This is a genomic window from Pseudarthrobacter siccitolerans, from assembly GCF_030823375.1.
Classification (GTDB): Bacteria; Actinomycetota; Actinomycetes; order Actinomycetales; family Micrococcaceae; genus Arthrobacter; species Arthrobacter siccitolerans_A.
The window spans coordinates 3,548,177-3,570,109 of record NZ_JAUSXB010000001.1 but is presented as its reverse complement, the minus strand read 5'-3'; the positions used below and the strand labels follow the sequence as shown (position 1 = coordinate 3,570,109).

Annotated in this window: 24 protein-coding genes, 2 tRNA genes and 1 riboswitch; of the genes, 13 read left to right on the top strand and 13 right to left on the bottom strand. The window is 65.3% G+C overall.

Annotated elements, in window-relative coordinates:
• Positions 1–34 precede the first annotated feature (34 nt).
• The 6 genes from QFZ36_RS16700 to QFZ36_RS16675 all read left to right on the top strand — a co-directional run bounded on the left by QFZ36_RS16700 (position 35) and on the right by QFZ36_RS16675 (position 5,941).
• Positions 35–108: transfer RNA gene (locus QFZ36_RS16700), tRNA-Arg, on the top strand.
• A gap of 184 nt (positions 109–292) precedes the next feature.
• Complete coding sequence (locus QFZ36_RS16695; protein ID WP_306638080.1) at positions 293–1,747, top strand: dihydrolipoyl dehydrogenase family protein; 1,455 nt, start codon at positions 293–295, stop codon at positions 1,745–1,747.
• A gap of 66 nt (positions 1,748–1,813) precedes the next feature.
• Complete coding sequence (locus QFZ36_RS16690; protein ID WP_306638078.1) at positions 1,814–2,515, top strand: ABC transporter ATP-binding protein; 702 nt, start codon at positions 1,814–1,816, stop codon at positions 2,513–2,515.
• Positions 2,512–4,548, top strand: coding sequence for a YhgE/Pip family protein (locus QFZ36_RS16685; protein WP_306638076.1), 2,037 nt, complete (start codon positions 2,512–2,514; stop codon positions 4,546–4,548). Before QFZ36_RS16690 ends, QFZ36_RS16685 begins: the two co-directional genes overlap by 4 nt.
• Positions 4,545–5,216: a TetR/AcrR family transcriptional regulator gene (locus QFZ36_RS16680; protein WP_306638074.1), complete on the top strand. Its 672-nt coding sequence runs from the start codon at positions 4,545–4,547 to the stop codon at positions 5,214–5,216. Before QFZ36_RS16685 ends, QFZ36_RS16680 begins: the two co-directional genes overlap by 4 nt.
• A 17-nt stretch (positions 5,217–5,233) precedes the next feature.
• Complete coding sequence (locus tag QFZ36_RS16675; protein ID WP_306638072.1) at positions 5,234–5,941, top strand: hypothetical protein; 708 nt, start codon at positions 5,234–5,236, stop codon at positions 5,939–5,941.
• A 48-nt stretch (positions 5,942–5,989) separates the two neighbouring features.
• On the opposite strand, the gene QFZ36_RS16670 is transcribed toward QFZ36_RS16675, so the two are convergent.
• The gene (locus QFZ36_RS16670) at positions 5,990–6,517 is read right to left on the bottom strand and encodes a SixA phosphatase family protein (RefSeq protein ID WP_306638071.1); all 528 of its coding nucleotides are present in this window, start codon (positions 6,515–6,517) and stop codon (positions 5,990–5,992) included.
• A 375-nt stretch (positions 6,518–6,892) separates the two neighbouring features.
• Complete coding sequence (locus QFZ36_RS16665; RefSeq protein ID WP_306638070.1) at positions 6,893–7,759, bottom strand: winged helix-turn-helix domain-containing protein; 867 nt, start codon at positions 7,757–7,759, stop codon at positions 6,893–6,895.
• 690 nt (positions 7,760–8,449) lie between these two features.
• Between QFZ36_RS16665 and QFZ36_RS16660 the strand changes: the two genes are divergently transcribed.
• The 4 genes from QFZ36_RS16660 to QFZ36_RS16645 all read left to right on the top strand — a co-directional run bounded on the left by QFZ36_RS16660 (position 8,450) and on the right by QFZ36_RS16645 (position 12,203).
• Complete coding sequence (locus QFZ36_RS16660; protein WP_306638069.1) at positions 8,450–9,190, top strand: response regulator transcription factor; 741 nt, start codon at positions 8,450–8,452, stop codon at positions 9,188–9,190.
• 7 nt (positions 9,191–9,197) lie between these two features.
• A complete protein-coding gene (locus tag QFZ36_RS16655; protein ID WP_306638068.1) occupies positions 9,198–10,697 on the top strand; it encodes a HAMP domain-containing sensor histidine kinase in 1,500 nt (499 codons plus the stop codon).
• 133 nt (positions 10,698–10,830) lie between these two features.
• A riboswitch (cyclic di-AMP (ydaO/yuaA leader) is annotated at positions 10,831–10,975 on the top strand.
• 5 nt (positions 10,976–10,980) lie between these two features.
• Entirely contained in the window at positions 10,981–11,712 is a 732-nt protein-coding gene (locus QFZ36_RS16650; protein WP_306638066.1) for a hypothetical protein, read from the top strand.
• 152 nt (positions 11,713–11,864) lie between these two features.
• On the top strand, positions 11,865–12,203 hold the full coding sequence (locus QFZ36_RS16645; RefSeq protein WP_306638064.1) for a YdeI/OmpD-associated family protein: 339 nt from the start codon (positions 11,865–11,867) through the stop codon (positions 12,201–12,203).
• Here the strand turns inward: QFZ36_RS16645 and QFZ36_RS16640 are convergent.
• The 4 genes from QFZ36_RS16640 to QFZ36_RS16625 form a co-directional block, all read right to left on the bottom strand.
• On the bottom strand, positions 12,184–12,864 hold the full coding sequence (locus tag QFZ36_RS16640) for an HAD-IA family hydrolase (RefSeq protein ID WP_306638062.1): 681 nt from the start codon (positions 12,862–12,864) through the stop codon (positions 12,184–12,186). The two genes, QFZ36_RS16645 and QFZ36_RS16640, sit on opposite strands and share 20 nt — an antisense overlap.
• An 88-nt stretch (positions 12,865–12,952) precedes the next feature.
• On the bottom strand, positions 12,953–13,327 hold the full coding sequence (locus QFZ36_RS16635; protein ID WP_306638061.1) for a glyoxalase superfamily protein: 375 nt from the start codon (positions 13,325–13,327) through the stop codon (positions 12,953–12,955).
• A gap of 45 nt (positions 13,328–13,372) precedes the next feature.
• A complete protein-coding gene (gene upp / locus QFZ36_RS16630) occupies positions 13,373–14,008 on the bottom strand; it encodes a uracil phosphoribosyltransferase (protein WP_079598319.1) in 636 nt (211 codons plus the stop codon).
• A gap of 42 nt (positions 14,009–14,050) precedes the next feature.
• Complete coding sequence (locus QFZ36_RS16625; protein WP_306638060.1) at positions 14,051–14,995, bottom strand: phosphatase PAP2 family protein; 945 nt, start codon at positions 14,993–14,995, stop codon at positions 14,051–14,053.
• 61 nt (positions 14,996–15,056) lie between these two features.
• On the opposite strand from QFZ36_RS16625, the gene QFZ36_RS16620 reads away from it, so the two are divergent.
• Positions 15,057–15,563, top strand: coding sequence for a nucleoside deaminase (locus tag QFZ36_RS16620; RefSeq protein WP_306638059.1), 507 nt, complete (start codon positions 15,057–15,059; stop codon positions 15,561–15,563).
• Between the two features lie 93 nt (positions 15,564–15,656).
• Here the strand turns inward: QFZ36_RS16620 and QFZ36_RS16615 are convergent, their stop codons facing one another.
• The 4 genes from QFZ36_RS16615 to QFZ36_RS16600 all read right to left on the bottom strand — a co-directional run bounded on the left by QFZ36_RS16615 (position 15,657) and on the right by QFZ36_RS16600 (position 20,151).
• A complete protein-coding gene (locus tag QFZ36_RS16615) occupies positions 15,657–16,745 on the bottom strand; it encodes a glycosyltransferase family 4 protein (protein ID WP_306638058.1) in 1,089 nt (362 codons plus the stop codon).
• 24 nt (positions 16,746–16,769) lie between these two features.
• Positions 16,770–17,168: a 6-pyruvoyl trahydropterin synthase family protein gene (locus QFZ36_RS16610; RefSeq protein WP_306638057.1), complete on the bottom strand. Its 399-nt coding sequence runs from the start codon at positions 17,166–17,168 to the stop codon at positions 16,770–16,772.
• Between the two features lie 4 nt (positions 17,169–17,172).
• Positions 17,173–18,231 (bottom strand): zinc-dependent alcohol dehydrogenase, encoded by a 1,059-nt coding sequence (locus QFZ36_RS16605; protein WP_306638056.1) that lies wholly within the window; start codon positions 18,229–18,231, stop codon positions 17,173–17,175.
• A gap of 207 nt (positions 18,232–18,438) precedes the next feature.
• Positions 18,439–20,151, bottom strand: a complete 1,713-nt coding sequence (locus QFZ36_RS16600) for an HNH endonuclease signature motif containing protein (protein WP_306638055.1) — start codon at positions 20,149–20,151, stop codon at positions 18,439–18,441.
• 261 nt (positions 20,152–20,412) lie between these two features.
• Between QFZ36_RS16600 and QFZ36_RS16595 the strand changes: the two genes are divergently transcribed.
• A tRNA-Ser gene (locus tag QFZ36_RS16595) sits at positions 20,413–20,502 on the top strand.
• On the opposite strand, the gene QFZ36_RS16590 is transcribed toward QFZ36_RS16595, so the two are convergent.
• The 3 genes from QFZ36_RS16590 to QFZ36_RS16580 all read right to left on the bottom strand — a co-directional run bounded on the left by QFZ36_RS16590 (position 20,481) and on the right by QFZ36_RS16580 (position 21,620).
• Positions 20,481–20,666, bottom strand: coding sequence for a hypothetical protein (locus tag QFZ36_RS16590; protein WP_306638054.1), 186 nt, complete (start codon positions 20,664–20,666; stop codon positions 20,481–20,483). The genes QFZ36_RS16595 and QFZ36_RS16590 overlap by 22 nt on opposite strands.
• Positions 20,667–20,733: 67 nt before the next feature.
• Positions 20,734–21,240, bottom strand: a complete 507-nt coding sequence (locus tag QFZ36_RS16585) for a hypothetical protein (RefSeq protein ID WP_306638053.1) — start codon at positions 21,238–21,240, stop codon at positions 20,734–20,736.
• 41 nt (positions 21,241–21,281) lie between these two features.
• On the bottom strand, positions 21,282–21,620 hold the full coding sequence (locus tag QFZ36_RS16580) for a hypothetical protein (RefSeq protein WP_306638052.1): 339 nt from the start codon (positions 21,618–21,620) through the stop codon (positions 21,282–21,284).
• Between the two features lie 4 nt (positions 21,621–21,624).
• On the opposite strand from QFZ36_RS16580, the gene QFZ36_RS16575 reads away from it, so the two are divergent.
• Positions 21,625–21,873, top strand: a complete 249-nt coding sequence (locus QFZ36_RS16575; protein WP_306638051.1) for a hypothetical protein — start codon at positions 21,625–21,627, stop codon at positions 21,871–21,873.
• Positions 21,874–21,933 lie beyond the last annotated feature (60 nt).

Below are 21,933 nucleotides of genomic sequence, written 5' to 3'. Positions count from 1 at the left end.
CAGGGAGAGCGGTTCTTCCCCCGGAACACAAGATGCGCCCATAGCTCAGCTGGATAGAGCGTCTGTCTACGGAACAGAAGGTCAGGGGTTCGAATCCCTTTGGGCGCACAAACAAGGTCCGCACCGGTTCGCCGGTGCGGACCTTTTGCGTTGCACCACGGGATCGGGGTGCGCTCCGGCCTGGTTTAGGTTCAGCCCCGACTTGCCCGCCGCCAGATTGCCCTGCCGTGGCCTGCCCGCCGCCCTGCCTCACCGCACGTTTCCCGCCGCCCGCCCGGCGTAGGCTTTCCCCATGATGCCCGAGGCAGTTTTGCGTGAATTTGATGTTGTGGTGATCGGCGCAGGCGCCGTAGGGGAAAACGTAGCAGACAGGGTGGTCCAGGGCGGGCTTACAGCGGTGGTGGTGGAAGCGGAACTGGTGGGCGGCGAGTGCTCCTACTGGGCCTGCATGCCGTCAAAGGCCCTCCTCCGCCCCGGCACGGCCCTCCATGGGGCGCAGACGTTGCCAGGGGCCAAGGAAGCAGTGACCCGTACCCTCGATGCTGCAGCGGTCCTGAAGTTCCGGGACTACATGACGTCCAACTGGCAGGACGACGGCCAGGTGAAGTGGCTGGAGGATACGGGCATCGAACTCATCCGCGGCCATGCCTGGCTCACGGCGCCCAAGTCAGTGGAGGTAACCGGGCTGGACGGCAACTCCTACCAGCTCCAGGCCCGGCACGCGGTGGTGCTGGCCACCGGTTCCGCCCCCAACACTCCCCCCATTGAGGGACTTCAGGACGTCCAGGTATGGAGTACCCGCGAGGCCACTTCCGCAAAGGAGGTTCCGGACCGCCTGGTGGTACTCGGCGGCGGCGTCGCCGGGACGGAACTGGCTCAGGCCTTCGCCCGGCTGGGTTCCACCGTGACGCTCGTGGCGCGCAGCGGGCTGCTGCGAAGCTTCCCGGCGGAGGCTGCCGGGCTCGTCGCGGCAGGCCTGCGCGCGGACGGCGTGGAGCTCCGGCTCCACACGGTCACGGACAGCATCAGCGAGAACGACGACGGCACCTTCAGCCTGCAGCTTGGTGACGGTACGAGCGTGGCAGCGGACAAAGTCCTGGTCGCCACAGGCCGCCATCCCGCGCTGGAAGGGCTCGGGCTGGAGAGCGTGGGCTTCGAGCCGGACGAGGCAGGGCACCTGACACTCACGGCGGATAATTCTGGCCTGGTCGAAGGGGCCTGGGGAGAGGAACCCTGGCTCTATGCCGTGGGCGATGCAGCCGGCAAGAACCTGTACACGCACCAGGGAAAGTACGAGGCACGGGCCACCGGAGACGCTATCGCCGCCCGCGCCAAGGGGGAACTGGCCGGCGTCGCGCAGGATTGGAGCCGCTTCGCCCAGACCGCCAACGAGCACGCCGTGCCGGGTGTTGTTTTCACAGATCCCGAACTCGCCGCGGTGGGCCGCACGCTGGAGACTGCGCAAAAGGACGGCTACAACGCCTCCTCCGTGGAACTGCCTATCCAGGTATCGGGGTCCTCACTTCATTCCGAGAATTACGAGGGCTGGGCGCAGCTGGTTATCGATGAGGACCGCAGAGTCCTGCTGGGAGCCACCTTCGCCGGGCCGGATGTGGCAGAACTGCTGCATGCAGCGACCATTGCAGTGGTGGGCGAAGTGCCACTGGACCGGCTGTGGCATGCCGTTCCTTCGTATCCCACCATCAGCGAAGTCTGGCTCCGCCTCCTCGAGAAGTATGGATTGTAGCGTTATTTGAACTGACTGGTCAGTTTAGATACACTGGGTGGAGCAATCTTCCGCGAAAGGACCTTCTTGCTCTTAGCTCAGCAGCTCCATGTCCGCGGCCGCCGCGACCCCCTGCTACCGGGCACTTCGCTCCAGGTCAGCCGGGGCGAACTGATGCTGGTAGCCGGGGAACGCCAGGAGCACCGCACAGCGCTGGCACTGGTTCTCAGCGGCCGGATGAAGGCCACCAGTGGATCCGTCAGCTGGGACGGCAACCGCGGGATCAGGAGGGTACGGATGGCCAGTGCCCTCGTGGATGCTCCCGGCGTCAATGAGCCCGAGCGGCACCTCAGCGTCCGGGATCTGGTAACGGAGGACCTGGCCCTGATTCCCCGCCGTTACCGTGGAGCCCTGCTCAGCAACCCGTGGCTCAAGGTGAACAGCTTCGAGGACATCGCGGACCAGTGGATCGAGCAGCTGGACCCCTTGCGCAGGCTGGAGCTCCTGGCGGCCCTGGCGCTGGCCAACCCGCACACGGACCTGCTGGTGGTGGACTCCCCCGACCGGCACAGCGCCGACGCCGCCAATTGGCTGCCCCTTCTGGAGCAGCTTGCGTCCGACGCCGGGAGGCCGCTCGCCGTCGTGGCCACCGTGGGTTCCCTGCCGCCGTCGTGGTCAGGCTCCTTCGCCAACATTGGCAATGCGGAAGCCCCCACCGAAGCCCGCGCCGTGCCGGAGAGCCCCGTGGATGCCCAGGAATTTGAAGTCGAGACCGAGGATGCCAAGTGACTGTACTGCGGCTGGCCCGCTCAGAACTCAAGCGGATGACCGGCGGGCTGCTGCCGAAGCTGACCATCATCGCACTCGCCATGGTCCCCCTGCTGTACGGCGCGGTGTACCTCTACGCCAACTGGGATCCCTACGGCAACCTGGACCAGATCGACGCAGCCCTGGTGGTTGATGACGCCGGGGCCACCGCCAGCGACGGCACCGGACTCCAGGCCGGCTCGAAGGTTGCCGACAGCCTGGTGGAGGGCAACGTCTTTCACTGGATCCCGGTGGCCAGCGGGCAGGAGGCCGACGAGGGGGTCAGCAGCGGCAAGTACGCCTTCGCATTGAAGATCCCGGAGGACTTTTCCGCCCACCTTGTCTCCCCCGGCAGCTTTGACTCCGCCAGCCAGGCGATGCTCAACGTGACCACCAACGACGCGAACAACTACCTCCTGAGCACCATTGTGGACAAGCTGACCACCGCCGTACACAGCACCGTCGCCGCAGACGTGGGCGAAGAGACCGCCAACCAGCTGCTCACCGGCTTTGGCACCGTCCACACGCAGATGGTCAAGGCAGCCGACGGCGCCGGCAAGGTTGCCGAGGGAGTGGCCGCGCTTCGGGACGGGACAGCCACCCTGCATGTCGGAACCACCAGCGTGGCCGGCGGCGCCGACGAGCTCTACGCCGGGCAACTGAAGCTGCGGGATGGCGCCAACCAGCTGACCGGCGGCGCGGGCCAGCTGAGCAGCGGGCTGTCCGTCCTGAAGGACAAGACTGCCACCCTGCCCAGCGATTCGCAGACCCTGGCAGCAGGCGCCGCGCAGGTGGCTGCCGGCAACGCCCAGCTGAACACCAAAGTCCAGGACGTGGCTGCCCAACTGGAGGCAGCCGACCAGGGCCTCCGCACGCGCGTGGTGGAGTCAAACGCCAGGCTCATCGCCAGCGGCGTCCTCACCCAGGCCCAGGCGGACAGCATCCTGGCTGACTTCGACGCAGTGGCTGCCTCAAGCCCCTTAGCAGCCGCCAAAACGAAGATCCAGACCGACTCTGCCCAGATCCAGCAACTGGCGGACGGCTCCGAGGCCGTCAGCGTGGGCGCGGCCCAGGTTGCCGCCAGCACCCCTGCACTGAAGGAAGCCATTGTGCAGGCTTCCGGGGGCGCTGACCAGCTTCATACGGGTGCGGCAACGCTGGCCACCGGCGAGCAGGCAGCCGTGGACGGCGCCGCCGCCCTGGCCCAGGGGGCACACCAGGTGGACGACGGCACGGCCCAGCTCGAACAGGGTGCGGGCACGGCTGCCGAAGGTTCACGGACGCTGGCGGACGAGATCGGCAAGGGCGCGGGGCAGGTTCCGAACCCGGACGACGCCCAGAAGAGCAACCTGTCACGGGTGATGGCCGATCCGGTGGCGGTCAGCAACGTTTCGCAGGCAAAAGCCGGCTCCTACGGCGCCGGACTGGCACCGTTCTTCCTCACCCTCGCGCTGTGGATCGGCGTCTTTATGCTGGTCCAGGCCATGCGGCCCCTTACGCAGCGGGCTCTGTCCTCCAATGCCCGGTCCTGGAAGATCGCCGCCGGAGGCTGGTTACCCTTCTTCGCGGTCTCCGTGGCACAGGCGACCCTCCTCACCCTGGTGGTTAACCTCGCGTTGGGCCTGGATGCCGCCCATCCGGTCCTGATGTGGCTCTTTATGCTGGCCGCGGCCATGGCCTTCAGCGCCATCATCCAGGGAATCGTGGCGCTGCTGGGCTCCCCCGGCAAGCTGGTGGTGCTGATCCTGCTGGTCTTGCAACTGGTTTCCTCCGGCGGCACGTTCCCCTGGCAGACCACGCCGCAGCCCTTGCATGTAGTCCACGAGATCCTGCCGATGGGCTACGTGGTCACCGGGATGCGGCATCTGATCTATGGCGCGGACCTGTCCATGATCGTCCCCACAGTGGTCGGTCTCCTGGGTTACACGGCCCTGGGGCTGGCGATGTCCACACTCGCGGTCCGCAAGGGGAAGTTCTGGACGCTGAAGACGCTGCAGCCGGAGATCGCAGTATGACTTCCACCCAGCCGGACCCCGCGGATCCGGAGCAGGCTAAAAAACTGCGCCCTGCCCGGACCACAGCCACCCGGCAGAAGCTGTTCGACGCTTCCATGGAGCTGATTGGTGAGCGGGGCGCGGCCGGTGTGACCGTTGATGAGATTGCGGCAGCTGCAGGCGTATCCAAGGGGACTGTCTACTACAACTTCGGCAGCAAATCGGACCTGATTGCGCAGCTGCTGCGGCACGGCGTCGATATCCTCAAAGGGCGGCTGCTGGATGCACCGGATGAGGCCGGCACTGCAGCCCCTGCCGCCGATCCCTTGCTGGCCATGGAAGGCATGATTGGGCAGGCCATGGACTTCATGGCGGAATACCCTTCCTTCGCCCGGCTGTGGATGAGCGAGAACTGGCGGACGCCCAGCGAATGGCAGGGAACGTTCACCCTCCTGCGCGCAGAGCTCCTGGAAGTCATCGGGGATGCTGTTGAAAAGGTTGCCAGGGCTTACCCGGTGGACCAGTCCGTCGCGCGCGGCAGCCTGGAGACAGCGATCTTTGGCGCCTGCTTTGTGGTGGGGCTGGACCGGCAGACGTACAACCCCGAGCGGACCCGTGACCAAAGTGTTGCAGCAATCATGGCGATCATGCGCGGCTACGTCCTGAAGGATGCCCCTCCTCGGGGATGATTGTGCACATGCGTCATATGGGGAACAGCGGAAAGTTTGCCGTCATCACCGGCATGGTGGCTGCGGGGCTCCTGATCCTCACGGGCATGACGCTCGCAGAGCCTGTATTCGTGGCGTTCCTGGGTGTGCTGGCGCTGGCCTATGTTGCCTGCATCGTGGAGGTCCTGCGGCGGCGGCGGTATGTGATGCTGGCGATCGCCGGCATTTCCACAAGCCTCGCCCTTGCGGGATCGCTGGCGTTCCTGAGTACCTGGGAGCTGGCGTTCACCGACCAGTCGTCGCTCTTCGGCACGCCGCTGCCCACCGACGACCCCGATAACTACTTCTTCCTGGCCGCACTCTCGCTGCTGGCTGCGCTCACCTCGCTCTTCCTCGGCGCCGCCTGGCCGGGCCGCCAGCGCCCGATCGCGCGGGTTGCTCCTGGACGTGCTGCTCCTGGGCGGGCTGCTCTTGCGCGGGCCTCCTCCCGGAGCGGAAACGGTGCGCGTGGAGAGGCGCCCGTGCGGCGCCAGGGCGGGGCGGGAACTTCGCAGCAGCGCACCTCCTCGGCCGGACGCGCGCAGGTGCGGCAGCCGACGTCGTCCGCCCGGCAGGTGCCCCAAACACAAAGTGCCGCCCGGCAGACTCCCCCGCGGCAGAGCGCGGCAGGCCAGAGTTCCTTGCGGCAGAGCGCGGCAGGGCAGAATGCACAGCAGCCTCCGCGGCGTCCGGCCCCGAAGAAGTAGGGTCCGGCCCCGAAGAAGTAGGGTCCGGCGCCGAAGAAGTAACCGGCCTTAGTGCGCCCGCGGGACCTTGAATTTGGTGATCCGAGCGTCCTGTCCGTCCAGTTCCGCCCACGATTTCTCGGTTTCGAGGACGGTGAGGGCGCTGGTGGGGTATCTCGTGGCGGCGTCCATGTAGGCGTCGTGGTCGGAGTCGCGTGAGGCCAGGTGCATGGCAAGATCCTGCACGCCGGGCAGGTGCGCAATCAGCATGAGTGTTGTGACCGTGTCCGGGACGTGGTTGACCACGGCGAGCATGCGGAGCGCGGAGGCTGCGTAAAGGCCGTCTTCCAGCTTGGGCGTGGGCGCTTTATCCCCCAGTTCCGAGCACACCCAGGTGCAGGTCTGCCGGGTGCGAAGGGCGCTGGAGCACAGGATGAAGTCGGGCACGATCTTGTGTTTGAGGAGCCACCGCCCGGCCAACGGTGCCTCACGGTGGCCGCGTTCTTCCAGCGGACGATCATGGTCAGCCACCCCACCCGGCCAATCCGCCTTTGAATGGCGCATGATCACAAGGCGTCGAAGATGGTGCTCACTCATGGCCCAAGCCTATAACCCGCGAAAGGAACGCAGGCGCGGCCAAGAGCGTCACGCCCAGCATGCATTCGCGAGCGAAGGAGAGCAAGAACCGGGCGTATCAGGCCTCTGCCAAGTCCAAGACTCCAAAAGCAAGCTCCGAGTGACGCAGCCCCGGCCTTCAACCAGCCGCGGAGGCAAATGCTCGGAGAGGCTGGGTAAACGCCAAAGGCGGCACATCCCGAAAGCGCCGTTGTCGCTGGGCCCACGCCGCCAGGGTTCCCTGGCCGAGCTTGCGAGGCGAGGGCGGCGGTGGGGAGGTACGAGCGCAGGCGCCGAAGGATGGCCCGCGAAAGCGAAAGCGCCCGCCCCGAATGGGATAGGCGCCTTCGCTAAGTGCTAGATCGAGTATTCCGGAGCGGCCCAGACAACGACTTCGGGGTGCTCGTAGAAGCGGTAGCCCTGGCCGCGGACGGTGCGCACGGTGTTGGCGAGGCGGCCAAGCTTGGAGCGGAGGCGGCGGATGTGGACGTCGATGGTGCGCTCGTTGGGCACTTCTTCGGCGTTGCGCCACAGGCCTTCGAGCAGTTCGTCGCGGCCCACAGTGCGGGTGCCGTTTTCCACGAGGTAGTTCAGCAGTTCGAACTCTTTGAAGGTCAGGTTCAGGGATTCGCCGTCGAGGTGCACTTCGCGGCGTGCAAGGTCGATCAGGACGCCGGAGGGGCGCGGTTCCTGCGGCTGCTGCGGCCGGGGGGTCTCAGTGCGCTGCCGGGTGTTGACGGTGGGGTCCCCGAAGGTGGACCGGACGACGTCGAGCGCTGAGCCGGGCGTGCCGGCGGGAGCCACTGCCACAGCGGCGTAGCTCTCGGCGCCCGTCACCAGGGACTGGGCGTAGGCGCGGATCTCCTGGGCGAGCTTGGCGATGGAGGTCCCTGCGGCAGCCGCAGTTTCCTCATCGATGCCCATGTAGAGGACAAAGCCGCGCGCCACGTTGTCGTTGGCCACCGGGCGGACAGTGCTGGGCCCGGCCACGACGGGCGTGGGAGCAGTCACGGGCGCGGATTCAGCCGGAGTGACGGCACGGAGCTGGCCGTAAGAGTTGGGGTTGTAGCCCTGGGGTGCGTATCCAGAGGCGGGGAAGCTGCTTCCGGGAGCGGAGGGCGCAAGCGACGGGCGCGGCGCGAAGCCGGGGCGGAGGCCGGAAGGCTGTCCAGCCTTGGCGGCGTTACGGACCGAAATGTGGACGTATCCGGATGCAACTGTCATGTTTGGTTACCTCAATGTGAATGGCCGTCATCGCGGCTCGAATGCTGGGTTCCCCGCAATGGAAAACTGGGGAGGGACGCCCGACGCTGGGCTGGGGGCGAATGCCTGGAGAACTTCGAGGGGTGGGAAGATCAGGCGTACATTCGACAACAGCGCATGTCGGCAGCAGCGGATGTGCTGGGCCAATAGTCTGCGGCTGCAGGTGCTGTTGAGTTCTTGTTCACAATGGAAGTGTGCAGCGTAACAATGCTAACTTGCAAGTAACAATGGACCATTTAGTCCGCATAATGAGACAAAATCAGCTTTTGTGGTGTAGATCACGATTCTTGAGTGCGGCCAGAACGGCGTTCATTATCCTGCTTCTGGGGCCCAGAAAGCCCGCAAAGGGAACTTAATTCGGCCAGGGGCTTGCTTTGCGTCTTTTTCTTCAAATGCGTGTGGAATACCAAAATCCCCTTCCCGGAGTGCGTCGCTGTCCAGCGGCACGCCGACGTCACAGCGAGAATTCAGCCCCGGTTTTGCACCCGATGAGCAGCAGCGGGGGCAGGAAGGGCGCTAGGCTTTCCCTCCGCCGCACCCGCTGCCTTGCGCCACATCCGCTTTTCGCATCCAGCTGGCTCGGCTGGGACTCACAGCCGGGACACAGGAATCCCAAAGCCCGGGCTAAACGAGTGATCGGAGAGTTGTTCCATGGCCACACCGCACTCCATGACAAACAACCTTCCCCAGCTCACCCACCCGGACGGATCCCCCATCCGCGCCCTGGTGGTGGACGACGAGCCAAGCCTCTCAGAACTCATGAGCATGGGCCTGCGGATGGCCGGCTGGTCTGTCGCCGTAGCGGCCGACGGGCCGGAGGCTGTGAAGCTCGCCAAGGACTTCCGCCCGGACGTCCTGGTTCTCGACGTCATGCTGCCCGGGTTCGACGGCGTTGAGCTGCTGGGAAGGATCCGCGCCTTCGCGCCCGAGGTCCCGGCGTTGTTCCTGACAGCCAAGGACGCTGTGCAGGACCGGATCGTGGGCCTGGCGGCCGGCGGCGACGATTACGTCACCAAGCCGTTCAGCATGGAGGAAGTCCTCCTGCGGCTGCACCGCCTGGTCCAGCGATCGGGGGTGGCCGCCATGGATACGGCTGAGCTGGTGGTGGGTGACCTGGTCCTGAACGTCGATACCCGCGAGGTGACCCGGGCGGGCGAGGAACTCCAGCTCACGGCTACCCAGTTCGAATTGCTCCGCTACCTCATGGAGAACCCCAAGCGGGTAATCAGCAAGGCGCAGATCCTGGACCGCGTCTGGGACTACGACTTCGGCGGCCAGGCCAACATCGTGGAGCTGTACATCTCCTACCTGCGCAAGAAGGTGGATGCCGTGCACCCGCCCATGATCCACACCGTGCGCGGGGCCGGATACGTCATCAAGCCTGCCGAGTAGGCGCACCATGGCCTCGCAACAGGCTGCGCCGCACCGCCGGAGCTGGCTCAAGCCCAATACCTGGCATTTGCGGACCCGCCTCATCCTCCTTGCCATGACTCTGCTGATCGCCATCTGCGGTGCAGTGGGCGTGGCCAGCTATGCCTCGATGGACGCCTTCCTCACCCGGCAGCTCGACGAACAGCTCAGCCAGGCCGCGGACCGGTCGAACGATCCGGGCCGCCCGCCCATGGGCGGCTTCAATGGAAGGGACCCGCTGGACGCCCGTGGCCAGAGCGTGGGAACCCTGAACGCCCGCGTGCTCAACGGGCAGGTCAACAGCGCCGGCTTCCTCGCCTCGGACACCACCCGCTCGCCGCTGTCCGCCGAGGACAAGCAGGCGCTGCTGGACCTTGCCACGGACGCGCAGCCGGTGGACCGCACCCTCTCCAACGGTGATTACCGGTTGATAGCCGTGAAAACGAATTACGGGGATGTGCTGGTGACCGGACTCCCCCTCGCCACCAAGGAGAGCACGCTTACGTCCCTGGTGTGGACTTTTGTGTTCGTCTCCTTGGGCGGCCTGCTGCTCATCGGGCTGGTGGGAACGGTGCTGATCCGCCGCACCATGAAGCCCCTGGAGCAGCTGTCAGAGGTGGCAACCCGCGTTTCACAGCTGCCGTTGGACGCCGGTGAAGTGGCACTTGCGGTGCGGGTGCCGCCGTCGAACTCAAATCCGGGAACGGAAGTGGGCAGCGTAGGCCACGCGCTCAACCTCATGCTGGACAACGTGGCCAACGCGCTGCAGGCGCGGCAGAGGAGCGAAACCAAGGTGCGGCAGTTTGTGGCCGACGCCTCGCACGAGCTGCGCACTCCCCTGACCGCCATCCGGGGCTACACGGAGCTGATGCGGATGACGGAGAATTTCACTCCCGACGGCGAAAAATCGTTGGCCCGCGTGCAGAGCCAGTCTGAGCGGATGACCGCCCTGGTGGAAGACCTGCTGCTGCTGGCCCGGCTCGATGAGGGCCAGCCGCTCAAGCTCACCGAGGTGGACCTTACGCAACTGGTGATTGAGGGAGTCAGCGACGAAAAGGTGATGGCGCCGGGCCATAACTGGCGGCTGGAGCTTCCGGACGAGCCCGTCGTGGTCAACGGCGACGCCTCCCAGCTGCGCCAGGTCCTGATGAACCTGCTCTCGAACGCACGCAAGCACACTCCCCCGGGGACCACAGTGGTCACAGGGGTTGGAAAGTCACCTGAAGGGGCGGCGGTAGTAACCGTAACGGACGACGGCGGCGGCATCCCTGCCGAGTTCGTGGACCATGTCTTCTCACGCTTCGCCCGCGCAGACGCGGCACGAAAGGGAGCGGGAGACCAGGCTGGAGCCTCCGTTGCCGAAGGTACCAGCGGTCTGGGCCTCTCCATCGTGGAATCCATTGTTGAGGCGCACGGCGGAAGGGTAACGGTGACGTCACAGCCGGGACGCACGCAGTTCGCCCTGCAACTCCCACTTCCGCAGGCGTAGCAAGGCGACGCGCCGCCGTCGTGATCTCTGTTACCAAAATGTGACTTGTGCTCCGAATTCCTGTACCGTCGTTTAGGTACGGTTCCCGTTCGGGCCGTATATCCGGATGACGCCAAGCTCTGCCACTTCCCGGATTTCTCTTGAACCAAGGCAGAGGCGGGGGACCCACCGTCCCGGGCACTATTGCCCTTGGGGTTAAGCCAACACGTGATTCTTTCCGTGTGGCCGGATGCCCTCATCCGAACCCGACAGCTAACTCCGCAGGTGTGAGAGGCGATTCATCATGTCCAAATTCCTGGTTAAACCGCGCCCGAAATCCGGGTCTGCACCGCACGCCGGACGCGAAGCCGGCAAAATCCCCTTCATCGGCAAGCGCGCGGCTGTACTTGCCGCATCCGCTGCACTCCTCGTAGGAGTGGGAGCGGCCGGACAGGCTACCGAATCCAGCATCCGGGTCGCTGCCACCGAAACCAAGGCCGCTGAAGCGCAGTCCAACCTCAGCATTGAGAAGAGCGAAATCCGGGCCAACCCGGCGCCTGCCCCGGCGGCCGAGGAGATTGCAGTGGCCCCGCAGGCGGCAGAGCCGGCACCGGCGGCAGCCCCTGAACCGGCACCAGTCCCCGTCCCCGAAGCAGCACCGGCCCCGGCTCCCGAGCCCGCCCCGGCGCCTACCGCCGCTCCTGAGCCGGCACTCGTCGTCGCGGTCAACGACCCCGCCGGCGCCCAGGCTTACGCCGCTGGCCAGCTTGCCAGCTACGGCTGGGCTCCGGACCAGATGCAGTGCCTGCAGACCCTGTGGACCAAGGAGTCCGACTGGACCACCACGGCCACCAACTCAAGCAGCGGCGCCTACGGCATCGTCCAGTCCCTGCCTGCTGAAAAGATGGCGAGCGCCGGCCCGGACTATCTCACCAACTACCGCACGCAGATCAACTGGGGCCTGAATTACATCCAGGAGCGCTACCAGTCACCTTGTGGCGCCCTGAACTTCCACCTGTCCAACAACTGGTACTGAGCACACAAAACCTTTTGGAGCGGCGGGCTGCCCGGCATACTGTCATCCATGAGGTTCACCACCACCATCCAGGGCAGCGGAAACAAGACCGGCATCGAAGTTCCCGAAGAGGTTCTTGCGGCCTTGGATGCGGGCAAGCGCCGCCTGTGGTGGTGACCATCAACGGCAAGAGCTATCGCAGCAGCATTGCGGTGATGGGCGGGCAGAACCTCATCTCGCTGAGCGCAGCCAACCGGGACTTCGTCGGGGCAGCCGCTGGCGACACCGTGGACGTGGACGTGGAACTGGAAACCCAACCCCGGATTGTGGAAGTTCCCGAGGACCTCGCGACAGCGATGGCCGCCGAACCGGCAGCCCAAAAGTTCTACGCGACGCTGAGCTTCAGCGCCCAGCGCCGGTACGTTGAGCCGCTGGGCGATGCCAAGACGCCCGAAACCCGGTCGCGCCGCATTGCCAAGGTAGTGGCGGACCTCAAAGCCGGAAAGAAATAACCGTCCTGCCGTCGTCGTCCTTGCCGGTTTCGACGACGACTGCGCTGTAGTCCTGGATGTGCAGCACGCCGGCGGGCAGCGGGCCGGTGTTCGGCCCCACGGCCACCGTCCGGATGCAAGCGGCCACCCCTGCAGCGATTCCCGCCGGAGCGTCTTCGAACACCACTGCGTCCGCAGGATCCACGCCAAGGTTGGCCGCCGCCTTCAGGTATCCCTCGGGATCCGGCTTGCCGCGCGTCACCAGTTCAGCTGTCACTGCAATGGCAGGCATCGGCAGGCCGGCGGCGTTCATGCGGATGTCGGCCAGGATGCGGTCAGCGGACGTGACCAGGGCGACGGCGTCCGGCGGCAGGGCTGCGAGCAGGCTCGCGGCGCCGGGCAAGGGCACGATGCCTTGAGTCCGGACGCGCTCCATCGCCCCGAGTTCCGCCGTCAGGGCCGTCACGTCGGCACCGGCCGGCGCAAACCGGGTGACTGTATCGCGCGCCTGGACGCCGTGCGAGGTCCGCAGAATTTCCCCGAGGTCCAGTCCGTAGCGCGCCGCGAACTCACCCCACACCTGCTCCACCACTGCAGTGGAATCGACCAGGGTGCCGTCCATGTCAAAGAGGACGGCCCCGCAAGTCAGTGTCCGATTTGCTGCAGGGGTGGAAGCATCCATGGTTTACATTCTGCCCCAGGCTCCGGGGGTCCCAGCTTAGGCCGTGGATCCCGGAGGCCGCCCCTGAGCCGTACTGGCCCGCTGTGGGTCAGCTTTCGCGGCCCGGGATGTACTGGACCGCCCATCTGTTCCCGTCGGGATCAGCAAAGTACACGAAGTGGCCCCAGGCCTGCACGTCCACGTCGCTGACGTCCACCCCGTTGTTTTTCAGGTACTGGTGCGCGGCGTGGATGTCGCTGACCACCAGCTGGAGATTCGAACCGGTGCCGGGAGGCGCGTCCGTGAGCCCTTCCCCGATGCAGATCGAGCAGGCTGAGCCGCGGGGCGTCAGCTGGACAAAGCGGATGGAGTCAGAGGGACGCTCATCGAAGTCCGCATTGAATCCCACCTTGTTGACGTAGAAATCCTTGGCGCGGTCCACGTCCGACACAGGGACAAACACAAGTTCCAGTTTCCAGTCCATCCGCACAGGCTAGCGGCGGGACGCGGAATGGAAAAGGCTTGAGCGCTACCCTGCGATGCCGTAAAGCCTGTCGCCGGCGTCCCCGAGGCCGGGAACGATGTACGACTTCTCGTTCAGCTTTTCGTCGATGGAAGCCAGGACGATGGTGACGTTCGCGCCGGACAGTTCTTCCTCCAGCTTGGCCAGGCCTTCCGGGGCGGCCAGGAGGCAGATGCAGGTCACGTCGGAGGCGCCGCGCTTGAAGAGGAACTTGATGGCTTCGCGCAGGGTCCCGCCGGTGGCCAGCATCGGGTCCAGGACGAAGATCTGCCGGTCCGTGAGGTTCTCCGGAAGGCGTTCGGCGTAGGTGATGATGTCCAGGGTCTCCTCGTCCCGGGCCATGCCAAGAAAGCCGACCTCCGCGGTGGGAACGAGTTTGGTCATGCCCTCGAGCATGCCCAGCCCGGCCCGCAGGATGGGGACCACCAGCGGTGTGGGCTTGGTGAATGCGGTACCCACGGTGGTGCTGACCGGAGTTTCGATGGTGACGGGTTCGGTGCGGACCTCGCGGGTGGCCTCATAAGCGAGCAGGGTGACCAGCTCTTCCGTCAACTGCCGGAAGACCGGGGACGGAGTGTTTTTGTCCCGGAGGACGGTGAGCTTATGGGCGACCAGGGGGTGGTCCACAACGAGAGTGCGCATGGGTCAAAACTATCACCCGGTTGTTGGGCACTTGCCTGCCCGTCAACCGCCTGTGCCGGACCGGGAGGTGCCGCCGTCGCTCCTTCCTGAGGTGCCGCCGTCGCTCCTTCCTGAGGTGCCGCCGTCGCTCCTTCCTGAGGTGCCGCCGTCGCTCCTTCCTGAGGTGCCGCCGTCGCTCCTTCCTGAGGTGCCGCCGTCGTACCCTGCCCTAGTGTCCGTGCCCTGCTGGGTCTCGCCGGTATGGTCCTCGCGGATGACGGGATGCTCGAACGTGGGGGCCGGCCCGGCGTGCTCCCGCCTCCGGATGAGATGGAACAGCCGGTGGGCCAGGATCACCATGCACACCCAGGCGAGCCCGAGGAACCACCCGGCCATCACGTCTGTGAGCCAGTGGTGCCCCAGGAAGACGCGGCTCAATCCCATCGCGATGATGAAGATGACGCCGGCGGTGATGGCCGTGATCCTGGCCCAGAGGATCTGGAACTGCAGGCACGTGATGTAGACCAGGACACCAATCACCACGGTGGTATTCAGGGTGTGGCCGCTCGGGAAGGATGGCGTTGACTCGTACGGCGGGACTGCTTCTGAGTGGTCGGGACGGGTCCTGCCTACCAGCCGCTTGCCGAGCGTCGTGGCGAGGGTGGAAACCAGCGCTGCACCGCCCACCAGGACGATGGGGCGCCAGGTCCGGCTCAGGAATGTCAGCCACGCGGTGAGGATACTGGCGAAGATGGGCATTCCGATTCCGCCGCCCACGTTGGTGAACCCGGTGACGAAGGCATCCACGTCCGGACTCCGCAGGGTTTGTGAGTATTCCAGGGCAGGAATATCCAGGTTGGCCAGCCCTTCGTCATCCACCACGTTGGAATACACCTCGGCGCCCAGCAGGGCCAGGGTGAGAACCACTGCCCCGCCGATGATCATGGTCAGCCACAGCGCGGCATAAGGCTTGATCCACAGGTCCACGCGGTCTCGGACGGAGCTCATTATGCCTCCCGGCGGATGTACGTCACGGGCTCAAGGTATCCTTCGAAACTATCATTGAGCCATGGTCTCCGCAGAAAAGGATCAAGATGCGTGGATGGGCCTTGCCCTGGCGGAGGCACGCCGTGCCCTGATGACCGAGGATGTGCCGATCGGCGCCGTCGTGATCGGGCCCGACGGCGGCGTGCTGGGTTCGGGACGGAACCAGCGCGAGGAACTGGGAGACCCTACCGCCCATGCCGAGGTGGTTGCCATCCGAGAGGCGGCTGCCCGGCTGCGGGAGACGCGGATGGCCGAGGGCGGCAGCGGAGACGGCTGGCGGCTGGCGGACTGTACCTTGGTGGTGACGCTGGAACCATGCGCCATGTGTGCCGGCGCGATAGTCCTGGCGAGGATCCCCCGCGTAATTTTTGGGGCCTGGGACGAGAAGGCCGGCGCCGCGGGCTCGGTGTTCGACGTCCTCCGTGAGCGGCGGCTCAATCACTGGGTTGAGGTTTACGCCGGGGTGCGCGAAGCCGAATGCGGCGGGCTGCTGCGGGACTTTTTTATGGGGCACCGCACGCAGATTTAGGCCTCTGCTGTTTGTCGGGCTGGCTTTCCGCACGCTGTTACTGAGTGCGTGCTGCTCTTGTCTTCCTGTGCGGGCACGGGCATCCCGCTGTTATCACTCCTGCGCCGGGTCCTTAGAGCTTGCGGGTTTGGATACTGCGTCGAGCACAAGCGCGGCCGTCTGGTCCCACCCCGGCAGTCTGTTCCTTGTTTGTAGGGCTGCCGCCCGCCACGTGTCCCTGGTGCCGCCGTCCTGCAGCCAGTCCCGCAGCACCCCAGCCAGCAAGGCGGGGTTTTCCGGGTCATCACTTCCCGCAAAATGCACTGCCGTTCCGGGCAGCCGTCCGCTGTTGCCTTTGTCCGGTGCTGCAAAGCTCAGGGCCTCGACAGCGCCGGTCCCTGCCCGCACCGCCACCGGAATCCCGTGTGCCAGCGATTCCGTGACCACCATGCCGAAGGCCTCAGCCCTGGAAACCAGAACGCTGAGGTCTGCGCGGTTCCACTCGTCTTCGAGAGCCTGGCCCTTCAGTTCACCGGTTATGCGCACCCGGCCTTCCAGCCCGTGGGCGGCCACAGCTGCGCGCACAAGCCCTGCATATTCGGGGTCCGCCTCGTCTGATCCAACCAGCGATGCCGACCATGCGAGTTCCTGGATGCGGGCCAAAGCTTCGACCACAAGCACCTGCTCCTTGTTCGGCAGGAGCGCGGCCACGGTAAGGATGTGCGGCGGAGCCGAGCCTTGCGCCAGCCGCGCGCTGTCAGTCCCGGGCAGGGCGACGCGAAGCCCCCGCAGCCCGTGCCGTGCTGCCAGGATGTCGGCCGCCCAACTGCTGGTGCAGATCACTCCCGCTGCCGCGCGAAGGGCCCGGGCCTCGCGTTCCAAGGATTCGGCACCCGACTCTTCAGGCACGGGCATGTGGACCAGCACCCACGTTTCCTGCCCCGCCTTTGCCGCAAATTCCAGCTCGTCGGGGACGGCCACGGCGACGAGCCCGTCCACCATGGCCACTGCGGCCTCTGGTCCCGCTTCCGGTCCCCAGGCGCCGATGAGGCTGCCCAGCCGCCGTCGTTCTTTTGCAGTGGACTCCGGCCAGGAACCTTCGACGGGAAGCACTTCCACTTCGGCACCCAAAGCCCGCAGTCCCGCCACCAGCTGCGCGTTGTAGGCATTGCCGCCGGAGTTATGGCGGATGTTGGCGGGCACAAGCAGCCGAAGGTGGCGCATGGATCAGGCGGCGGTAAGGTCCAACGAGTATGTTGCCCAGGCGTCGGGGTTCTCCCGCAAGGTGACGTCGATACCGGCCAAGTGGCCGCCGTCGTGGTCATCCTTCACCTTTTCCGCCACGGACCGTGCAATGTACTCCGCCAGCGCCTCGGTGGTGCTGAGCTTGCCTTCGAAATCCGGGTGTTCGTCCAGGTTGCGGTAGTTCAGGCCGGCCAACACCTCCTCGATGATGGTTCCCGCGGCGCCGATGTCCAGGACAATCGCGTTGTCATTGAGGGTCCGACGGCGGAACGCGACCTCCGCGACAAACGTGGCCCCGTGCAGGGCCTGGGCCGGGCCGAAAGCCTCCCGGGGAAGGCTGTGGGCGATCATAAAATGGCGGCGGACGGTCAGGCTGAACATTTGGCTACCTCTGGTCTTCGGGGGCTGCTTTGCGGCTCTGGTTTTGGGGGTTGGATTCCTGGGAGTTTTCGTCCTGGGGATACTCAATGACGTGGCACAGTGCGTCCAGGCTGCCGTCTGCCAGTTCCTGCACCACGTGCGGCAGTGCGGAGAACGGTGAGGATCCGGTCAGGAACGCATCGAACACCGGATCCGCCAGGAGCGACACGGCCAGGTCCAGGCGGTCGGCGTTGGTCCTGCGATGCCGCCGCGCCCGCGCCACTACCCCTACCTGACTGGCCCTGATGGACAGGCGGCGGGCGTGGAAGTCCTCACCCAGCGGCAGCGTGACCTCCCGGTTGGCGTACCACGACATCTCAATAACGTCTCCCTCATCGCCGACGAGCTGCAAGCTGCGCTCCAGCCCCTCCTGCGAAGCCGAACAGTGAAACACGATGTCGCAATCGGCGAGGGCGTCATCCGGGTGGCTGAACTCAACACCCACGGTGTCCGCCAGCTGTTTCCGTCCCGGATCCAGGTCCACGAGTTGAAGGCGCTGCAGCGGGAAGGTCCTCAGCAGGGTGGCAACCATGCCGCCAACGAGGCCAGCACCAACAACGGCGACGCGATCACCAAGGCGCGGGCCGGCCTCCCAGAGCGCATTGACCGCTGTTTCCACGGTCCCGGTGAGAACTGCACGCGGAGAAGGTACGTCATCCGGAATTCTGGTCAGCCCAGCCAACTCCACCACGTACCGGTCCTGATGCGGGTTCAGGCAGAACACGCGCTGGCCTATCCACTCCGCCGGTCCCTGTTCCACAACGCCTACGGAAAGGTAGCCGAACTTCACCGGGCCCGGGAAGTGTCCCTCCTGGTGCGGGGCCCGCATCTCTTCGGCAACCCGGGGCGGAACCGAGCCGTGGTGGACCACCATCTCGGTCCCTTTGCTGATGCCGGAGTACAGGGTGCGAACCAGGGCCTCACCCTTGCCGGGCAGGGGCAGTTCCTCGGGCCGGAGCTCGCCGTGCTCCCGGGCTGTGGTCCAGTAAGCCGTTGCATGAATTGGCGCACGTGAATTAGTCATCTTGCTGATGAATCTAGCGGCCCGCGTGCGCTGAGGAAAGTTGGGGAGCGGTTCTTGGCGCGCTGCGGCACTTCATCTGTCCGGCAAGCTTGACCCCCACCGTCAGACTGATCCGCACGGCAGGTTCTATCGGCACCACAAAGGTTTCCCGCGGCACGATCGATCCCCCACGTCACGCTCAGTCTCCATCTGTCATCAGGGGCTTCATCAAGTGATGCCGGCGTTTGCGTCGAACGGCGCCTCCCGCCAGAGCTCTTCTGGAAGTGGGTCCTCGGGCTGGCGGTATCCTGGCACGAACCAGTCAGCAAAGGTGTCTTCGGGAACCTCGTCATGCGGGAATAGGTCCTGAAGAGACGAATCGTCCGCCGGAGCCCAACCATCAGGAACGTCTCCGTGCGGGAGCGACAGCTCGGAAGGGTCATCGGGCGATGGCCACAATTCCAGGAGATCATCAAAGGCGCGGATGCTCTCGGGCACGGCGGAGTCTGGCCAGTGTGGTGGTTCCCAGTCCTGGTGTTCGCTTTTGTAGTGCCGTCCGGTGGGTGAGGTCCAGCCGGGTGGTTCCGTTTTGGTGGCGGGGGTGGGTTTCCAGCCGCTGGTGTGCCGGAGCTTGTGGTGTTTCGGGCAGGGCTGTCCCAGGTTCGATACCCCGGTGGTGCCGCCCTGATGCCAGGCGAGGATGTGGTCTGCGTCGTTGTCCAGGGAGCTGTTGTTGCAGCCCGGGAACGGGCATTTGCCGTCCCGCAACCTGAGCCAGTTCCGCATCGCCTTGCCCACCCGGTAGCTGGTGCGTCCGATTTCCAGCGGCGCCCCGTCCCTGGGGTCAACCAGCACGCGGTAAAACGAATCAGCACCTTCAGCGAGGAGTTTGCGTGCCATCGACGGCGGGATCGGACCGAACCCGTCCAGCACCGCCGGCTCCTCCGTCAGACCCATCAGCGAGAACACGGGCACGGTCACCAGCACCTGCGCCCGAATCCCCGACGAAGACGGACCGGACGCTGGTCCCTCCCCGCCGTCGGGACTGTGTGGCTCGCCGCTTTTGGAACTGTTTCCAGGGTTGATCCCGGCCCCGCTGTTCAGGAGTCCGTCGGAGAAGATGTCGGCGCACAACTCGGGCATGGTGCGGGGCTCGTTCGGGCCCTGCATCCCCCGGGCGATCGCGCTGAGCCGGTTGCGGATCGCGGAGGCCTGGGCCGCGGGCAGGTACCCGGCGACCCAGGCCATCCCGTCACTGTCCGGCCAGAACTCCACCCGCCGGTCCGCCACACCCTTGGCATGCCGCTTCTCCAGGCTCTCCGGGTGGTGGCGTTCCCGCCATCCCCGGGCCTTGGCCTTGAACCGGTACGCCGGCATCTCCCCCACCGGGCACCCGCGAGCCGCGTCCGGCGCGTCCGCGTCCAGGAAATGCGCCTCCATGATGGCAGCTGCCGCCCGGTCAAGGCTCGCGGTCTGCTCCACCATCGTCCGTGCATGCGCCCAGGACATCGTCCCGGACTGCAGCGCCGCCAGGCACCGCGGCAGCGACGTGGTCAAAGCATGCGATTCGGCCAGCAGCGCCCCCGCGGCCCGGTCGCCGATCGCCAGCACACACCCGACCTCAGCCACCAGGGACCGGTCCTGCGCCGTAGCCTCCTGTGGCGACGAAGCCGCACCATTCAAAACCGCAGTGGCCGCAGCAAACACCGCCACCGCCTCCGCCTTCACCGCCGCGATTTTCGCTTCAGACCGCCGCACCACGGCAAGAACATCCAACGCCCTATCAGCAACCCGCTGCACCGGATCATCATCCAGCTCGCCAGAACCAGCGCCTGCAGCACCGGAACCGGCAGATTCACTACCCGCCAGCGCAGCCATGAACGCAGCAACAGCAGCCTCAACCGCTTCCTCCGCCTGCACCACCGCCGGGTTCTTTTCCATACCTCCATCATCGTGAGGGGGTCTGACAAAACAGGGTCCCTGAACCAGCCCTTGCAAAATTTCTTCAAACTTTTTTTGGCGGCTCTTTCAACCACATAGCCAGCCACACCAGACATATGTGATGGGTGCGCCGGCGGCACTTCACAGCCGTCAAAATCCAGCAGCAAAGGCAACATGAGCAAGACTGAAGATCGGATAGGGTCCTCTGCCATCCGTCCCGTTTTGGGAATGGGCGTCTCGCTCCGGTACCCTATTGAGGTTGGTGACGTGTCCGAGCGGCCGAAGGTGCAACACTCGAAATGTTGTTTGGTGTAAAAGCCAACGTGGGTTCAAATCCCACCGTCACCGCCAAATAAGAAGGCCCGTAATTCCGCTAGTTTTCGCGGAATTACGGGCCTTTCTTGTTCCCGTGGCAACACTTTGGCAACACTCATCTGTGAAACCACAGCATCGAGGGCGTCGGCAACAGCGTCCAGGTCCTCGTCGAAGAGGTCGGCGTAGATGTCCAGGGTCATGGCGGCGGAGGAATGTCCGACACGAGGCAACGGTCCGTCCCCGCCATGTAGACGGGCCGTTGCACGTCTACGTGGGAGGAATGAGCGCCGATAACGGAGAGCCTTCAACCGTCTCCAAGTACGCGAAGCCCTCGGCTAGGCGCTGGAAAGTCAGCCGTGTGGGTTGTCCCGCCATGAGCTGGGCGTAGGAATCGGCTTGCTCTTGCGTGTGTTGGTTTGCTTTGGGCCTTGGCAAAGAATCAAGGGGAAGCCAAACGACCTCAAAGCCCGGCAGCGGATACACGATGGGGTAGATCTTGCCTGCGATCTTCTGCATGGTCATCGGCAGGCTATGGGTCTTGGCGTTCCGCACATATCGCACTCCGGGCAGCAACTGGCCGCAGGGGTGGTTGGCCTTGAACTTCATGTAGCCCTTCCGCCCCCGGATTTGCTCGTCAATGGTCGCGGCCCAGTAGACGCATTCAGCCGCCGAGACATACAAACTCGTGGGATCGCCGGTCAGGCGAAGGCTCGCGTGCCGTGCGTGCGCTTCGCGGAAACCTTGGAGAGCGAGTGGAAGCATCGGCGTGTTCAAAGGCTATCCTTCCCGTCCTTCCAGGTTGGAATCGCTGGTGGTTAGCTGCTGGGGAACTGAGTCTTCGCATTTCCGTCAGGGCAGCGGTCGACGTCCGTGCCGTCCACCGTCACGGTCCCGGACCATCCGAACGTGTCCCCCAGTCCAGCGAGCTTGGCCAGCGGGTACCGGGTGCTGACCGTCTTGTCGGCGGCGACGGCCCCGTTGGTGATGTTCTCCTGTTTGTTCGTCGTGAGGTTGTAGACAAAGTTGGCGATTTCCTTGCCGTTCTGGAACTTGGAGCCAAGCTGGTAGCCGGTCTTCCCCTCCGAGGACCAGGCGGTCACGGAGTAGAGAACGGTGCCGGTGGTGGGAACGTTAGCGGCCGTCGTGAAGGTCACGAACATGAGGCTGCCGTCACTGAGCAGCCGCACTTGGTCCAGGTCGACGGTTTTTGATGCGGAGTCGCCTGCAACGTCCTTGCAGACGGACTCGCCGATTTTCGCTTTGGCCGTGGGCGCCGGTGATGCCGCCGCCGCAGGTGGCCCCGAACTTTGCGCTGGCGTGGCATCCGACGCCGCTGTCCCGCAACTCGTCAACGCCAAAGCGGCAACCGCCAATGTCCCCCAGATTCTCCCCATTGCCCTTATCTAACCCTGTGTCAGCAGAATGCCATAACGTGTGGCAGATTCCGTGGCAACATCTTGGCAACAC

Coding starts and splice junctions, on each gene's coding strand:
- QFZ36_RS16640 (WP_306638062.1), bottom strand. CDS start 12,864: ATGGATGCTTCCACCCCTGCAGCAAATCGGACACTGACTTGCGGGGCC.
- QFZ36_RS16600 (WP_306638055.1), bottom strand. CDS start 20,151: ATGGAAAAGAACCCGGCGGTGGTGCAGGCGGAGGAAGCGGTTGAGGCT.
- QFZ36_RS16675 (WP_306638072.1), top strand. CDS start 5,234: ATGGGGAACAGCGGAAAGTTTGCCGTCATCACCGGCATGGTGGCTGCG.
- QFZ36_RS16655 (WP_306638068.1), top strand. CDS start 9,198: ATGGCCTCGCAACAGGCTGCGCCGCACCGCCGGAGCTGGCTCAAGCCC.
- QFZ36_RS16660 (WP_306638069.1), top strand. CDS start 8,450: ATGGCCACACCGCACTCCATGACAAACAACCTTCCCCAGCTCACCCAC.
- QFZ36_RS16610 (WP_306638057.1), bottom strand. CDS start 17,168: ATGTTCAGCCTGACCGTCCGCCGCCATTTTATGATCGCCCACAGCCTT.
- QFZ36_RS16590 (WP_306638054.1), bottom strand. CDS start 20,666: ATGACCCTGGACATCTACGCCGACCTCTTCGACGAGGACCTGGACGCT.
- QFZ36_RS16670 (WP_306638071.1), bottom strand. CDS start 6,517: ATGAGTGAGCACCATCTTCGACGCCTTGTGATCATGCGCCATTCAAAG.
- QFZ36_RS16620 (WP_306638059.1), top strand. CDS start 15,057: ATGGTCTCCGCAGAAAAGGATCAAGATGCGTGGATGGGCCTTGCCCTG.
- QFZ36_RS16665 (WP_306638070.1), bottom strand. CDS start 7,759: ATGACAGTTGCATCCGGATACGTCCACATTTCGGTCCGTAACGCCGCC.
- QFZ36_RS16575 (WP_306638051.1), top strand. CDS start 21,625: ATGAGGCTGCCGTCACTGAGCAGCCGCACTTGGTCCAGGTCGACGGTT.
- QFZ36_RS16695 (WP_306638080.1), top strand. CDS start 293: ATGATGCCCGAGGCAGTTTTGCGTGAATTTGATGTTGTGGTGATCGGC.
- QFZ36_RS16625 (WP_306638060.1), bottom strand. CDS start 14,995: ATGAGCTCCGTCCGAGACCGCGTGGACCTGTGGATCAAGCCTTATGCC.
- upp (WP_079598319.1), bottom strand. CDS start 14,008: ATGCGCACTCTCGTTGTGGACCACCCCCTGGTCGCCCATAAGCTCACC.
- QFZ36_RS16650 (WP_306638066.1), top strand. CDS start 10,981: ATGTCCAAATTCCTGGTTAAACCGCGCCCGAAATCCGGGTCTGCACCG.
- QFZ36_RS16680 (WP_306638074.1), top strand. CDS start 4,545: ATGACTTCCACCCAGCCGGACCCCGCGGATCCGGAGCAGGCTAAAAAA.
- QFZ36_RS16635 (WP_306638061.1), bottom strand. CDS start 13,327: ATGGACTGGAAACTGGAACTTGTGTTTGTCCCTGTGTCGGACGTGGAC.
- QFZ36_RS16605 (WP_306638056.1), bottom strand. CDS start 18,231: ATGACTAATTCACGTGCGCCAATTCATGCAACGGCTTACTGGACCACA.